Here is a 15,021-nt window from a genome sequence, read left to right as displayed (position 1 = left end):
GTCCGCTGGGGGAGTCGCCCCGCCGTGCGTGGACCCCGACGGCAACGGCGGCTACGTCGAGCGGTCGTGTCGCGACACGGTCCACACGAGTCGACCGAGGGCCAGCCACCCGACGCCGAACGGGACGAGCACGAGAGGGGTCCGAACGACGAGCATACCGAGAGCCAGTGGCAGGAGCGAGAGGAGGCGGAGACCGACGAAGAGCGCGGGAACGACGGCTGCGCCGACGAGCAACAGGGACGCGGAGAACGTCGGACCGTCGAGACGCCGAAGCGCGACACCGAGCACTCCCGCTCCCGCGAGTGTCACCCCCAGTCCGAGAAACGCCGTGATCGTGACGACGAGGCCGGCGGGGTCTTCGCCGGTGGCAGGAACGGCGTGAAAGCCGGCGTCGACGAAGGCGACGACTGCTCTGGCGAGGACGACTGCGACGAGCGCCATCCCGACCCCCGTCGTCCACACACCGACACGGCCGAGTCGGCCGTACTGTGCTCGGAACGTCGAGCGAAACCCGACGAGACCCCACACCATCAGCAGCCACCCGGCGCACGCGACGACGTCGTACGCGGTGACGACGTATGGTCGGGTCCCCAGCGCGATTCGCTGTACCCACGGCATCGCCGTCCACAGTGCAGCGCCCACCATCGCTCCGAGCGCGCTCCATGGGACCCACTCGTGAGGGCGACTGCGTGTCGTACTCATCTCGTCTGTACCTCGATCTCCTCGCCGACTTCCTCCGTCGAGACGGCCGGGACGGCAACGGTGGACGCCGTCTCGGCCACGTTCTCGTTCGGCGGCTTCGCTGCTCTCTCACCGCCCGAGAGCGTCCGAAGGGAGAAGACGAGAACGGACGCGAGAACGACGAGACCACCCGCGACGCCGAACGCGGTGAGATAGCCGAAGCCGGCGACCCAACCACCCAGCACGCCGCCGACGCCGCCTGCGACCGCGCTCAGCGCCGTGTGGACACCGAGCACCTCGCCGCGGACGCTCGGTGGCGCAAGTCGGGTGACGATGGCCGTCCCCACGACGGCGATGAACGCCCAGGTCGCCCCGATTGCGGCGAGGACGACGCCGACAGTGACGAACCCGACCGAGACTGCTCCGACGGCAGTGACGAGGACGACCATCGGAAACAGCGCTCCGCGCACGGCGAGTGCGCCGGACTGCAACAGTCGGACGTCGTACTTCGTCGCGAACCGCCCGGCGAACTCGTAGAGGACGGCCGACGCGAGACTGGACACCAGATAGAGTGCGAACACCTGTCCAGAGACGAAGTTCGATTCGGTCAGAAAGAGCGGAAGCGGCGCCCAGAACGCCGCGAACCCGACGGAGAACAGCGCGGCGGCGACGAAGTACGTCGTCAGCGCCGAGTCGAGACGGTCGACGAGTCGTCGCGGACGAATCCCCCGTGTGGACCAGTACAGTCGGTTCGGCGAGAAGACGAACGTCGTCCCCTTGACGCCGCTTCGCGAACTGGCGAGGAGGCGAGCGATCCGTCGCGCCCGACGCTCGCCCGTCACGTGGTCGTCGGGCGCCGGACGCGGTAGCGACCCCGCGGCAGTGACGACGGCGACGGCGGCGCAGGCGGCCAAGAGCCAGAACAACGTCTCCGTGACTGCCGTCTCGTCGACGATTCGAGGGCCGACGAGCGGCCAGACCGTCCCGAGCACGAGCCCCCCGGCCCAGCCGTACCCCTGATACTTGTTCAGCAGGCCGATACGCGCGCTCCATCTCGACTCGGGCGCGTCGTCGACGACCAACATCGTCAACACTGGACTCACCGACGCGACGACGAGCCAGAGCGCTGCATTCGCGACGATGATCGTCGTGATGTTCGTCGACAGGGGAATCACTACGAGCATGGCAGCGACGCCCAGCAACGTCACCAGCACCAGCGGTCGCCGCCGTGTGACGCGGTTCGCGAGTCGCCCGAAGAGAATCGCTCCGGGCGCGCCGATGACCGCGGCCGTCGACGCGAGCACGCCCAACTGGACTGACGTCGCCCCCAACTGGACGATGTACAGCGGCACGAGGAGCGAGGCACCACCGAAGGCGACCGAACCCAACCCCCACGCGTAGAGCCATCGCTCCGTCATTGGTTTCGATTCTCCGAGCGTGAACTAAACGATGTCGGTCGGGCCGGTCGTTCGCCCGGGTGATCTTCCCTATGATTCGACTCGTGTTATCTCGGCTCTCAACAGTTACTTCGTAGATACTGTCGTCTAGAACACATGGTCTCCTCGAAGCGGCTCCTCGTCCTCGCAGTCGTCGGTCTCGTCGCTCTCGCGCCGCTCGCCGCGTTCGCGTTCCTGTTGTTCCCACCGGACTTCGCGTACAGTCACTACTCCTCGTACTCCTACACGACGTCGGTCAGCACGAACGCCACCGTCGAGAACGTGACGTTGTTACTGCCGTTTCCCCAGGGTGAGGACGTCGAGGCAGACCTCTCGTCGAACCTCTGGCTCTACGACGACGACGGAAACCGACTAACCGACTGGGACGCGGCGGTCGTCGAGACACCACGGGGGCCGATGCTCCGCCTGCACGCCGACCGGTTGGTCGGGGAGGACCGCTACGTCCTCTGGACGTACGCCGAGAACGGGTCGGTCGTCGACCGTCGGGAGATCTCACGCGACGAGATTCCGGAGGACATGACCGACAGGGAACTCGTCGCCGACCCGACGACGTACTCCGTCTCGTGGCAGGTGACGGTCGACCACGATATCGAGACGCGCGACCCCCTCGCGAACGGGACGTTCCTCGCGCCGATCGCCGATGCGACCGCCGTCGACTGTCGGGCCCCGTGGAGCGAGACGGACAACTGCGCTCGCTTCGTCAGCCCGGTCTCGGCCACCTACGAGACCGACGGTCCGACGACGGTCACCGTCGGCGAGATCCGCTTCGAGGGGTGGAACGAGTGGGGGTTCTGGCTCTCGAACAGCTTCAACACGTTCGAGGCGACGACCGCTCCCGCCGTCTACACCGACGGCCGGCAGGGGTGGACTGTCGTCGACGGGGAGCTCCACGCCGGCATGGGTCGCTACGACGGCCCGACGCGGTGAGCGCCGTCGCCCGCGTCGGCCGCCGTAATTGGGGGGAATCAAAAGTACCATGCCGTCCGACTGCACAGTGAGTCGTACTTAGGTGGCTCCTGTGACCGAGAAACGCGAATACAAAGACGACTATCCGAACAAGACGCTGTACATCCCAGGTCCGACCGAGGTCCGCGACGACGTCATCGAGGCCATGTGCGAGCCGATGTTCGGCCACCGCATGGACCGGATGACCGACCTCTACACGACCATCGTCGAGGACACGAAGGAGTTCCTCGGCACGGACAACGACGTGATGATCCTCACGGCGTCGGGGACGGAGTTCTGGGAGGCGTCGACGCTCAACCTCGTCGACGAGAACATCCTCGTCGCGACCTGCGGGAGTTTCAGCGAACGCCACGCCAACGTCGCCGAGCGACTGGGGAAGGACGTCGACACGCTCGAGTACGAGTGGGGGGAGGCTGTCAAACCCGAAGACGTCCGCGAGGCGCTCGAGACGAGCGAGAAACACTACGACGTCGTCGCCTGCGTGATGAACGAGAGCTCCACCGGCGTCCGCAACCCCATCGAGGAGATCGGCGACGTCGTCGCGGAGTATCCGGACACCTACTTCGTCGTCGACGCGGTGTCCTCGCTCGGCGGCGACTACGTCGACGTCGACGAACACGACGTCGACGTCATCTTCGCGTCGACGCAGAAGGCGTTCGCGATGCCGCCGGGGCTGGCGGTCTGCGCCGTCAGCGACGAGGCCTACGACCGCGAGGTCTCGAAGGACTCCGCGTCCTGGTACGGCGGCTTCCAGCGAGCCTTCGACTACTACGACCGGAAGGGCCAGACGCACTCCACGCCCGCCATCCCGGTCATGCTGGCCTACCGGAAACAGATGAAGTACATGCTCGAAGAGGGCCACGAGGCTCGTGACGCACGTCACCGAGAGATGGCCGAGTACACCCGCGACTGGGCTCACGAACACTTCGACATGTTCCCCGAGGAGGGCTACGAGTCGCAGACGGTCGCCTGCATCGAGAACACGCAGGGGATCGACGTCGCCGCGACCATCGAACAGGTGTCCGAGCAGTACGACATGGCGTTCTCGAACGGCTACGGCTCGACGCTCGGCGAGAAGACGTTCCGCATCGGCCACATGGGCGAGCACGACGTCGAGTCGATCAAGGCGCTGACCGACGCCATCGAGGACGTCGCGGGGCTGTAGCTCTCCCCCACTCTCTGTACGACGGCTGGCCGCTCAGAAGAACTGCGTTTCGTCGCTACGACCGACACCGGCGAGACGGGTCGGAAGGTCACGACGTGGTTCGTCGACGATCGGTTCCCGAAGCCCCCGAACTGCTCGTCGCCGACGAGTACGTCCGTCAGTAGTCTTCCTGGTTGCTGTAGACCCGTTCGTGGCTGTGGGTGTAGATCTCGACGAGGTTGCCGAAGGGATCTTTGCAGTACGTCATCCGGTACTCTTGGCCGGGGAACAGCTCCCAGACGTCAGTGTGGTGTTCGCCGCCGCTCGCGTCGATCTCTGCGGCCAACTCCTCGATCTCCGGGTCGACGACGCAGAGGTGGAAGTAGCCGGGCCGTTTCGGGTCCGGTTCCTCGAACGCTTCGGGGTCGGCGAACTCGAACAGTTCGACTGCGACGCCGTTGCCGGTCGAGAGATGTGCGATGCGGACGGACTCGAAGTCACCCAGGACGTCCCGACAGAGGTCGCCGATCTGGGTGTCCTCCTCGCCGTCGACCTGTTCTGGTCCCATGAAACACTCGAACCCGAGGACGCTCTCGTACCAGTCGATTGCCTCGTCGATGTCCGGGACAGTCGCGCCGACATGAGCGATACTGCGCGGGTGGGGTTTCGAACTCACACGGCTCTCTCGAACGGCGAGGACAATGACGGGCCGGAAGCCCGAGGAATCTGCCGGGAAACGCGTCTGGTGAGTCCCCGTGTCACGGGCAGTCGACCGTGAGAGACCGTCTGCGCCGTCGGCTCGGTGGGTGAGGGCCGACGGCCTTGCACTCAGACACACGGGGTTCTGTCGGTGACGGGCTCGCTCGTCGACAGCGTCGCAGAAACAGTGGAGACGTCTCTCCGAGAGATCTGAATGTTGCCCGGAACACTAACGGCCGGTCTCATCCCAGTGGCTGCATGCCGAGTCGACCGGGAAACCCTCGTGCCGGGCACTCGTCTCTTTAGGGCGGACGGAGTCCGGTCCGTCGTCGTCGCCGACGTCGGACGACCACTCAGTGCGTGGTCCAGGGATGTCGCACACCCGGGTTCGCCGCGCGGTCATCGCTTCCGAAGTGGAAGAACTCGGGCGGGGACTAAAGGTGTGCGTCCGGAAGTAGTCGTCCGCGCCTCAAACCCTTTCCGACTCCTCGACCGCGGACCTTCACGGTTCCGCAAAGATGGACGCGAATCCAAACCCCCTTATCCTCGTGTCACCCTACCGCATACCAATGTCAGTACGAGTCGGTATCCTCGGCGCGACCGGTGCAGTCGGACAGCGATTCATCCAACTCCTCGACGACCACCCCACGTTCGAACTGGCGACGGTCACCGCCAGCGACGACAGCGCGGGCAAGCGCTACGACGAGGCGGCCAAGTGGCGCGTCGACACCCCCATCCCGGACGACGTCGCCGACATGGAGGTCCAGCGGACCGCGGCCGACGCGGTGCCGGACGACCTCGACCTGATCTTCTCGTCGCTCCCGTCGGGCGTCGCCGCCGACGTCGAACCGGAGTTCGCCGAGGCGGGCTACGTCGTCTCCTCGAACTCCTCGAACGACCGGATGGCCGAGGACGTCCCCCTCACGATCCCCGAGATCAACGCCGACCACCTCGGTCTCATCGAGGTCCAGCGCGACGAACGCGGCTGGGACGGCGCGCTCATCAAGAACCCCAACTGCTCGACGATCACGATGGTGCCGACGCTCGCCGCGCTCGACGAGTTCGGCCTCGACCGCGTCCACGTGACGACGCTGCAGGCTGTCTCCGGCGCGGGCTACGACGGCGTCACCTCGATGGAGATCATCGACAACGCCATCCCGCACATCGGCGGCGAGGAGGAGAAGATGGAGTCCGAATCCCGCAAACTGCTCGGCTCCTTCGACGGCGCGGCGCTCTCGCTGCACGACGCCGAGGTCAACGCCTCCTGCAACCGGATCCCGACGCTCGACGGCCACCTCGAGTCGGTGTTCGCTGACCTCGCCGCCGACCCCGACGTCGAGGAGGTCGCCGAGACGATGCGCGAGTACCCGGGTATCGACCTCCCGAGCGCTCCCGAGCAACTGATCCACGTCTTCGACGACCCGATGCGCCCGCAGCCCCGACTCGACCGGAATCTCGAAGGCGGGATGGCCGTCGCCGCCGGCGGCATCCAGGAGACCGCAAACGGCATCAAGTACAACTGTCTCGCTCACAACACGATCCGCGGCGCGGCGGGTGCCTCGGTGCTGAACGGCGAACTGCTGGTCGAAGAGGGCTGGGTCTAGAGGCCGACGGTTCTCGCTGCGGGCGCTCGCTCCGTTCGCGCCCTCGGCAAAAACGCGCTTGTCGTCCCGTTCCATCGCGAAGGCTTCGGAGGGACGCAGTGCCTCCCTCCGAGGCAAAACACGTCGCGAGTACTTTTCGTTTCGACTACTTAGACGGGCGCTGCTCGCTTCCCGAGTCTCCCACGACCAGTCAGCAGCGCGGCGGCGAGAGCGACGACGACGCTCACGCCGACGTGGACGGGGAAGCTGAACACGTCGTCGGCACCGGGGACGTTGACGTAACTCGTCCCTGCGATCACGACGAACGTGACGCCGAACGTCGCGTACGCGACGAGGACCGGCACGGCGATTCCGGAGAGGCGGTCGGCGTACACGCTGACGAGTCCGCCCGCTAGAAGGCCGACGAGGATACCGACGAAGACGCCGACGATCCCGATTCCGGGCGCTTCGCCCGCTCCCAGCAGTTCGATGGTCGCGGCACCGGCCAGTAAGAAGGTGGTGACGGCAGTTCCCGCTCCGAGCGCTAACGTACGGGCGTTCATACCAGTATCATCGCGTCCGCCGAGGAAATAACCGACTGCCGGTTCTCGGGAGTCGAGAACCGACTGTCGTCCCACTGTGTGTCCCTTCGCGCAGTTCACCGAGACGGTGAGTGCCTGCCGAGCGGCGCGACGGCGTTCGACCGCCGGGGGTGCGAGCGACGGACTGAGAGGGGTTATCGTAGCCAGCTATAGTAGCTCGTGCACCTGGTCACTCACTCGACCGCATGCTGTCGTGCGGTCAGGTGAGTGATGACGTGCACTCGTTACTACAGTGAGCCACAGGGTTCGATTCTCAGGAAGAGTATCTATGAGATTCTCCGATAACCCCTATGAATCACCTCGTCCAGCAAGCCCTGCAGTAGCCGGGTGGAACCCGGACGCGCTGGAGAGCGTGAGATTCCGCTCGCTGTCAGAAGTTCATAAATCAAAAAGACTGCTTGGGCTGCAGCGAAATCTTCGTTTCCGAATTAGACAATCTTAACACGCAACAGCAACAACGCACAGGACATGAGTAGGTCCAACCAGGACTGGTGGCCGAACCGGCTGAACGTGGAGATTCTCGACCAGAACGCCCGCGACGTCGGTCCGATGGACGAGGAGTTCGACTACGCCGAGGCGTTCGAGTCGCTCGACTTCGACGCCGTGAAGGCGGACATCGAAGAGGTGATGACGACGTCTCAGGAGTGGTGGCCGGCCGACTACGGTCACTACGGACCGCTGTTCATCCGCATGGCGTGGCACAGTGCCGGGACGTACCGCACCACCGACGGTCGCGGCGGCGCGACCGGCGGTACTCAACGCTTCGCACCGCTCAACAGTTGGCCCGACAACGCGAACCTCGACAAGGCGCGTCGACTGCTCTGGCCGGTCAAGCAGAAGTACGGCCAGCAGCTCTCGTGGGCCGACCTGATCGTCCTAGCCGGGAACGTCGCCCTGGAGTCGATGGGGTTCGAGACGTTCGGCTTCGCCGGCGGGCGCGAGGACGCCTACGAACCCGACGAGGCCGTCGACTGGGGGCCCGAAGACGAGTGGGAAGCGTCCGAGCGCTTCGACGGAGAGGGTGAGCTCGAAGGGACGCTCGCCGCCACCGTCATGGGGCTCATCTACGTCAACCCGGAGGGACCGGACGGCGAACCGGACCCCGAGGCGTCGGCGAAGAACATCCGCGAGTCGTTCGGCAAGATGGCGATGAACGACGAGGAGACGGCCGCGCTCATCGCCGGCGGACACACGTTCGGGAAGGTTCACGGTGCCGACGACCCCGACGAGCACGTCGGTCCGGAGCCCGAAGCCGCCCCCATCGATCAGCAGGGCCTGGGCTGGGAGAGCAGCCACGGTTCGGGCAAGGGAGCCGACACGATCACGAGCGGGATCGAGGGACCGTGGAACGCCACGCCGACCCAGTGGGACATGGGCTACCTCGACAACCTGCTCGACTACGAGTGGGAGCCCGAGAAGGGTCCCGGCGGTGCGTGGCAGTGGACCACGACGAACGACGAACTCGACGAGGCCGCACCGGGCACCGAGGATCCGTCGGAGAAGGAAGACGTGATGATGCTGACGACGGACGTCGCGCTGAAGCGTGACCCGGACTACCGGGAGATCATCGAGCGCTTCCAGGAGAACCCGAAGGAGTTCCAGGACGCCTTCGCGAAGGCCTGGTACAAACTCATCCACCGCGACATGGGTCCGCCGGAGCGGTTCCTCGGCCCGGAGGTCCCGGACGAGGAGATGCTGTGGCAGGACCCCGTCCCCGACGCCGACTACGAACTGATCGGGGAGGAGGAGATCGACCACCTCAAGGAGGAGATCCTCGCTTCGGAGCTCTCCGTCTCCCAACTCGCCAAGACCGCCTGGGCGTCGGCGTCGACGTACCGCGACAGCGACAAGCGCGGCGGCGCGAACGGAGCCCGCATCCGTCTCGAACCGCAGCGGAGCTGGGACGTGAACGAGCCGGAAGAGCTGGGGACGGTGCTGGAGACGCTCGAAACGATCCAAGAGGAGTTCAACAGCTCGCGCTCGGACGACGTGCGGGTCTCGCTCGCCGACCTGATCGTGCTGGGCGGCAACGCGGCCGTCGAGCGGGCGGCGGCGGACGCCGGCTACGACGTGGAAGTGCCGTTCGAGCCGGGCCGTACCGACGCCTCACAGAAACAGACCGACGTCGAGTCCTTCGAGGCGCTCGAGCCGGCGGCCGACGGCTTCCGGAACTACCTTTCGGACGAGGACGACCGATCGGCGGAGGAGCTACTGGTCGACAAGGCCGACCTCCTGAGCCTGTCGGCGTCCGAGACGACGGTGCTGGTCGGCGGCATGCGCGCGCTGGGTGCGAACTACAACGAGTCCGACCTCGGCGTCTTCACGGACGAGCCGGAGACGCTGACCAACGACTTCTTCGTGAACGTCCTCGACATGGACTACGAGTGGGAACCGTTCGAGGAGTCGGAGTCCCAGGACATCATGGAGTGGGAATCGTCCTCGGATGCCCAGGAGATCTACGAACTGCGCGACCGTGAGACGGGCGACGTCGAGTGGGCAGGAACCCGCGTCGATCTCATCTTCGGGTCGAACTCCCGGCTGCGAGCGATCTCGGACGTCTACGCGTCCGACGACGCCGAGGAGAAGTTCGTGCACGACTTCGTGGACGCGTGGCACAAAGTGATGAGTCTCGACCGCTTCGACCTCGAGTAGCGCCGACTGCGACCTCGCGGTCGAAGCCATCTGCGACGTCTCGGTGACGGTCGCCACCGACCCCCGATCCAGTCCTTGCGATCGAGTCGTGAACGACTGTCGGACGGGGTGGGGGCGACGTTCTCTGTCGTCTCGGATCACGAACGCCGAGACAGAGCGCCACACCTTTTCGCCCCTCCCCTCTAACCCCCTCTCATGAGACGTGCACGCATCCAGACCGCAGACGGGCCGCGAGCGGGGGAGTATCGGGACGGCGTCGTCGTCGCCGAGAACGGCGAGTACGTCGTCGGTGAGGACGGCGACCTGCTCGCGCCCTGTGACCCCTCTGCGCTCTACTGCGTCGGTCGGAACTACGCCGCCACGCTGGACCAGATGGAGTACGAACGACCCGAGGAACCGGACTTCTTCATCAAACCGCCGGCGTCGGTGCTCGCTCACGAGGAACCGATCGTCTACCCCGAGTTCACCGAGGAACTCACCTACGCCGGCGAGTTGGTCGCCGTGATCGACGACCGCTGTCACGACTTCTCCGTCGAGGAGGCGCCGGACCACATCCGCGGTTACACCATCATGAACGACGTCGACGCGCTCGACCAGCAAGGCCGCACTGCGCGGAAGGCGTTCGACGGCTCCGGGCCGCTCGGACCGTGGCTGGAGACGGAGCTCAACCCACGGAGCCTAGAGATGCACACCGACGTCGGCGGCGAGCGACGGCAGGAGGCCAACACCGAACTGATGCTGTTCGGCCCCTACGAGATCGTCTCGTACCTCTCGAAGCGGTTCACCTTCCGTCCCGGCGACGCTATCGCCTTCGGCAGTCCGGCGAACCCCGGAACGGTCGAACCCGGCGACGTGGTCGAGATCACGTACGAGGGGATCGGGACGCTGCGGAACGAGGTCGTCGCGAGCGAACGCTGATAGGGGCTACGTAGCCAACCGGTGGATCAGAGACCCCCGGTGAACCACCGGCTTCGACTCGTCTGGAGAACATCGACGAGGCTCTACGATAACCCCTATGAAGCCGACGACGACCCCTCCGCCCGGTCGAGTCAGATGACCTGATTTTCGAGTTCTTCGTACGCGCCGAGTTCCGCTGCCTGCTTCACGTTGCGCGCGAGGATGTCGGCCAGCCGCTCCCAGTAGGCCGGCGTGTGGCCGGCGTTGTGCGGCGTGACGAGCACGTTGTCGAACGTCCAGAGCGGATGGTCCCGCGGGAGCGGTTCGGGGTCGGTCACGTCGAGCGACGCGCCGCGGATGCCGTTCGTCTCCAGCGTCGCGACGAGCGCGTCGGTGTCGACGATGGGGCCGCGACCGACGTTGATCAGCACGCTGTCGGGTTTCATCGTCTTGAACGCGTTGGCGTCGAACATCCCCTCCGTCTCGTCGGTGAGCGGGGCGGCGACGACGACGTAGTCGGCGACGCCGAGCGCGTCGTGCAGGTCGTCGAAGCCGAGCACCTCGTCGGTCGGACCCCCTTTCTCCGGCGAGTAGCGGACGCCGACGGTGTCGACGCCGAACGGTTCGAGGCGGTCGACGACGGCCTGCCCGATGGCTCCGAGCCCGACGATTGCGACGGTGCTCCCCTGCAGTTCGTGGGTCTGAAACGAGCGCCACTCGGTGCGCTCCTTCCGCCGCCACGCCGTGTGGAACCCGCGGGCGAAACTGAGGATGCTGCCGAGGACGTGTTCGGCGATGTTGGGGCCGTGGACGCCCGAGGCGTTCGTCACGGCGACGCCGTGGTCTCCCAGCTCCTCCATCGGGAGATGTCCCGTCCCGGCGAACGAGCAGGCGAACAGTTGGAGATTCTCCGCCTCGTCGAGCAGTTCGGTCGGGAGCGTGAACCCGGCGGCGACGGGGACCGTCCGGAGCAGCTCTCGTTCCTCCTCGGGCGTCCGGGCGTAGACGATCTCTCGGTCCGGCAGTCGCTCGCGCAGGGCGTCGACGTAGCCCTCGGCGGGCATCCCGTGGATCTTCTGTCGCAGCACCGCGATGTCGGCGTCGGTCATGTGGCGGTGGTACACGCGAGGGGACTAAGGTCCCTCCGTTTCGGCAGTCGCCGCCGCGTCCGCTCGTCAACGTGACCGATTCCAGCGGTGATTTGTGGGGTGCCGCTGTAGCCGAAGGCAGTGACGCTCCGCGATCGACTCGTCGTCGCCACGGCGGCGGCCACCCGGTTCGGCAGTGGCATCCTCATGGGGACCGCACTCGGGTTCTACATCGGCGAGTCCGGCGGGTCGGACCTCGCCGCGGCGCTCGTCTACACCGCCTACTTCGCGGGGATGATGCTGTTCGCGCCGGTCTGGGGTGCCGTCGCCGACGTCACCGGTCGTCGTCGAGCGGTGCTCGTCATCAGCGGGGCGGGAGCGACGCTCGCGGTGCTCCCGCTCGTCGTCGCCGAGGGGACGTGGGCGTCGGTCGGTCTCCGCGGCGTCTACGCCTCCTTCGCCGCAGCGTTCCCGCCCGTGATGCTCACCGTCGTCAGCGCCGCCGGCGGCGAGTCCGGACGCGGGCGTGCGGTCGGCTTCTTCAACAGCGCCCGGGCGGTGGGGTTCACCGGTGGGCAGTTGACGGCGGGGGCGCTGCTCGGACTGCTCGTCCCCGACTCGCTGTTTCTCGCCATCGCGGGGCTGAGTCTCGTCTCGACGCTCGCCGTCGCGTTCGTCGCCGACAGCGCACCGACCCCCGACGTCGACCCGACGCTCTCGGAGGTCGTCTCCGAGGTCCGTCGCCGGCTGCTGCCCGGCGTCGACGACCGTGCACACCTCCGAACCAACGGCCTCCAGTGGCTCTACGTCGCGCTCGCGCTCCGGAACACCTCCGTCCTCGGCGTGCTGTCGCTCATGCCGGTCTACCTCCCCCAGTCGCTCGGCCTCTCGGAGCTCCTGATGGGCGCGTTGCTGGCGCTGAACCCCGGCGGGCAGGCCGTGTTCATGCTCCTCTTCGGTCGCGTCGCCGACGTGACGGGTCGGAAACGGCTCGTCACGCTCGGGATGGCCGGTAGCGCACTGTTCGCCTTCGTCGCCGCCGCCGCGACGCTCCCGGCGACGTCGACTGGTCGGTTCGCCGTCGGCGTCGTCGCCTTCCTGCTCATCGCGGCGTCGTTCTCGGCGATGACGACCGGCGCGCTCGCGTTCATCGGCGACGTCGCGCCGCCGGACCGCGAGTCCGAACTGATGGGGTTGCGGACGACCGCCAAGGGCGTCGGCGGCGTCCTCGGACCGGTTCTCGTCGGCGGGCTGGCGCTCGTCGTCTCGAAAGAGGTCGCCTTCGTCGTCGGCGCGGTGCCCGGCGTGGTCGCGACGGTGCTCGTCGGCGTCATGCTCGTCGAGAGCCACGGAGCACGGGCCCGAGTGCCGCTGTTCGGGGGGTGACGTCCGAGGCGACGACCCGTCTCGGCTCTCACACATCTGACCACTCGGGAACGACAGAGTCTCTCCGCTCGATACTGTTCCGGACCTTTAATAGCGGAGTGCCGCCGGGTACAGTGTATGAAGCGCGTAGACGTGGCCATCGTCGGTGGCGGCCCGGCCGGGTCCGCAGCGGCCCACGCCGCCGCCAGCGCCGGCGCGGAGGCCGTCGTTCTGGAGAAAGGTGTTCCCCGGGCGGACCGCGAGCGACTCGGTCCGGACTCGACCGACGCCGCCGGTATCCTCGACTACTGGGTGGACATCATGGGTATCCACCCCGACGAGTTCCCCGACGACGTCGTCCTCCACGAACTGGACCGCGCGGAGTTCGTCGGTCCCAACGAGTCGCTGACGATGCGGACGACCGGCATCGAATCCTCGTACGACCACTTCGGCTACGCGATGCACCGCGCGAAGTTCGACGACTTCCTCCGCGACCGCGCGGAGGACGCGGGTGCCGAGTACCGCGTGAAGGCCTCCGTCAAGGACGTCGAGACGGACCAGGACGCTGGGTCCGGCGACCCGCGACACGTCCTCACGCTCGCCGACAAGTCGACCGTCGGTGCCGACTTCCTCGTCCTCGCCGACGGCCCCCAACGGACGGTGACGAACAAGGTGCTCGACCGGTTCCTCCCCGACGGTCGCAAGGCGTCGGACGTGATGGCCTCGGTGAAGGCCAACCACATCGCCTACCAGGAACACCGGAAGTTCCCGCCGGAGGTGTTCGAGGAGGTCGCCGGCGCGATCATGTTCTGGTGGGGGTACATGCCCGGTCACACCGCCTACCCGTGGGTGTTCCCGAACGACGACGGCGTCTGCCGCGTCGGGCTGACGATGCCCATCGGGATGGACATCGACGACGTCGAGGACCGCGAGAAGTACGCGCTGCTCCGCGAGGACGACGAACGCATCCCCTCCGGCAGCGTCTACATCGAGCGTCTGCTCGACCACCTCTGGGGTGACGAGTACGACGTCGAGGAGGAGTTCCCGATCGTCGAAGAGCGCGGAAAGTCGAAGGGGACCGAGACGTACCCCATCTCCTCGACGCGACCCATCGACTCGCCGACCGAGGCCGGTATCGCCGTCGTCGGCGGCGCGATGGGGGCGACGTCGGCGTTCCACGAGGGCGGCGACCACGTGGCGGTCCGCACCGGCGCTATCGCCGGCGAACTCGCCGCCGAGGGCGACCTGAGCGACTACAACGACCGCTGGAAGGACGCCATCGGCGACGAGGTGCTCAGAAACGTCGCGATGGCCGAGTGCGTCCGCGGCTACGGCCCCGACGACTGGGACTGGGCGTTCGAGACGGCGAACAAACTCAAAGCCGACGACGACGGCTACAGACTGTTCAACACGTCGAAACTCGGTGCCGGATTGAGCGCGGCACGGCTGGTCGGCAGCTACAAGAAGACGAAGCTCAAGTACCGCAGAGGCAAGTACGTCCAGCTCGAGGCGAACGAGTACGTCTACTGACCCTGCTCGGCTCGTCCGACGCTCTCCTTCGTGTTCTGCGGCAGTCGACGATGCGACCGCTCGCGGTTCCGAGCGCCAAGAGAACGACCAGACAGAACTCGCAGATTACGCTTCGGCCGTCGCGCCGCCCTTCTTGCGCGTGACGTAGCCGGCGATGCGGTTGCGGACCGACTTCGAGTCGACGTTCGTGAGCTTCGTGACGTTCTCCTTGTTCGTCTCGAAATCCGTGTTGAACGCCTGCGGGTAGCGCTCCAGCAGGAGGTTCCCCATCTGCTTGACGTATTTGGGCTTGATTGCCATGTCCGACGATTCCCCGGAGAGACACTAAAACGATTCGTTCCGCGGCGCGCGTGCGAC

The 15,021-nt window shown here is 66.5% G+C and carries 13 protein-coding genes; 7 read left to right on the top strand and 6 right to left on the bottom strand.

What is annotated here, in order from left to right; translation table 11 throughout:
• Positions 1-51 precede the first annotated feature (51 nt).
• Both EOHIBHHM_RS13785 and EOHIBHHM_RS13780 read right to left on the bottom strand, forming a co-directional pair.
• On the bottom strand, positions 52-702 hold the full coding sequence (locus EOHIBHHM_RS13785) for a hypothetical protein (protein WP_497251527.1): 651 nt from the start codon (positions 700-702) through the stop codon (positions 52-54).
• Positions 699-2,099 (bottom strand): MFS transporter, encoded by a 1,401-nt coding sequence (locus EOHIBHHM_RS13780; RefSeq protein ID WP_497251525.1) that lies wholly within the window; start codon positions 2,097-2,099, stop codon positions 699-701. The genes EOHIBHHM_RS13785 and EOHIBHHM_RS13780 overlap by 4 nt, the downstream gene beginning before the upstream one ends.
• A gap of 135 nt (positions 2,100-2,234) precedes the next feature.
• On the opposite strand from EOHIBHHM_RS13780, the gene EOHIBHHM_RS13775 reads away from it, so the two are divergent.
• Both EOHIBHHM_RS13775 and EOHIBHHM_RS13770 read left to right on the top strand, forming a co-directional pair.
• Positions 2,235-3,065 (top strand): hypothetical protein, encoded by an 831-nt coding sequence (locus tag EOHIBHHM_RS13775; protein WP_497251523.1) that lies wholly within the window; start codon positions 2,235-2,237, stop codon positions 3,063-3,065.
• A 91-nt stretch (positions 3,066-3,156) separates the two neighbouring features.
• Positions 3,157-4,269, top strand: a complete 1,113-nt coding sequence (locus EOHIBHHM_RS13770; protein WP_497251521.1) for a pyridoxal-phosphate-dependent aminotransferase family protein — start codon at positions 3,157-3,159, stop codon at positions 4,267-4,269.
• Between the two features lie 157 nt (positions 4,270-4,426).
• Here the strand turns inward: EOHIBHHM_RS13770 and EOHIBHHM_RS13765 are convergent, their stop codons facing one another.
• Positions 4,427-4,924 carry a VOC family protein gene (locus tag EOHIBHHM_RS13765; protein WP_497251519.1) on the bottom strand — a complete coding sequence of 166 codons (498 nt, stop codon included), beginning with the start codon at positions 4,922-4,924 and terminating at the stop codon, positions 4,427-4,429.
• Between the two features lie 592 nt (positions 4,925-5,516).
• Here EOHIBHHM_RS13765 and asd point away from each other — a divergent pair.
• A complete protein-coding gene (asd, locus tag EOHIBHHM_RS13760; RefSeq protein ID WP_497251517.1) occupies positions 5,517-6,551 on the top strand; it encodes an aspartate-semialdehyde dehydrogenase in 1,035 nt (344 codons plus the stop codon).
• A 149-nt stretch (positions 6,552-6,700) separates the two neighbouring features.
• On the opposite strand, the gene EOHIBHHM_RS13755 is transcribed toward asd, so the two are convergent.
• The gene (locus EOHIBHHM_RS13755) at positions 6,701-7,093 is read right to left on the bottom strand and encodes a DUF8147 domain-containing protein (RefSeq protein WP_497251515.1); all 393 of its coding nucleotides are present in this window, start codon (positions 7,091-7,093) and stop codon (positions 6,701-6,703) included.
• A gap of 507 nt (positions 7,094-7,600) precedes the next feature.
• Here EOHIBHHM_RS13755 and katG point away from each other — a divergent pair.
• Positions 7,601-9,784, top strand: a complete 2,184-nt coding sequence (gene katG, locus EOHIBHHM_RS13750) for a catalase/peroxidase HPI (RefSeq protein ID WP_497251513.1) — start codon at positions 7,601-7,603, stop codon at positions 9,782-9,784.
• Positions 9,785-9,979: 195 nt separating this feature from the next.
• Positions 9,980-10,702 carry a fumarylacetoacetate hydrolase family protein gene (locus tag EOHIBHHM_RS13745; protein WP_497251511.1) on the top strand — a complete coding sequence of 241 codons (723 nt, stop codon included), beginning with the start codon at positions 9,980-9,982 and terminating at the stop codon, positions 10,700-10,702.
• A 131-nt stretch (positions 10,703-10,833) separates the two neighbouring features.
• Here EOHIBHHM_RS13745 and EOHIBHHM_RS13740 read toward each other — a convergent pair whose 3' ends face one another.
• Positions 10,834-11,790: a D-2-hydroxyacid dehydrogenase gene (locus EOHIBHHM_RS13740; protein WP_497251509.1), complete on the bottom strand. Its 957-nt coding sequence runs from the start codon at positions 11,788-11,790 to the stop codon at positions 10,834-10,836.
• Positions 11,791-11,910: 120 nt separating this feature from the next.
• On the opposite strand from EOHIBHHM_RS13740, the gene EOHIBHHM_RS13735 reads away from it, so the two are divergent.
• Together EOHIBHHM_RS13735 and EOHIBHHM_RS13730 are read left to right on the top strand one after the other, a co-directional pair.
• The gene (locus EOHIBHHM_RS13735; RefSeq protein ID WP_497251507.1) at positions 11,911-13,155 is read left to right on the top strand and encodes an MFS transporter; all 1,245 of its coding nucleotides are present in this window, start codon (positions 11,911-11,913) and stop codon (positions 13,153-13,155) included.
• A 117-nt stretch (positions 13,156-13,272) separates the two neighbouring features.
• On the top strand, positions 13,273-14,664 hold the full coding sequence (locus EOHIBHHM_RS13730; RefSeq protein WP_497251505.1) for an NAD(P)/FAD-dependent oxidoreductase: 1,392 nt from the start codon (positions 13,273-13,275) through the stop codon (positions 14,662-14,664).
• Between the two features lie 105 nt (positions 14,665-14,769).
• On the opposite strand, the gene EOHIBHHM_RS13725 is transcribed toward EOHIBHHM_RS13730, so the two are convergent.
• Positions 14,770-14,964 carry a 30S ribosomal protein S17e gene (locus tag EOHIBHHM_RS13725; protein ID WP_497251503.1) on the bottom strand — a complete coding sequence of 65 codons (195 nt, stop codon included), beginning with the start codon at positions 14,962-14,964 and terminating at the stop codon, positions 14,770-14,772.
• Between the last annotated feature and the right edge of the window lie 57 nt (positions 14,965-15,021).

Source organism: Halogranum roseipondis (assembly GCF_059695585.1).
Note: the sequence above shows the minus strand (reverse complement) of the source record. Positions and strands in the feature narration are given on the sequence as shown.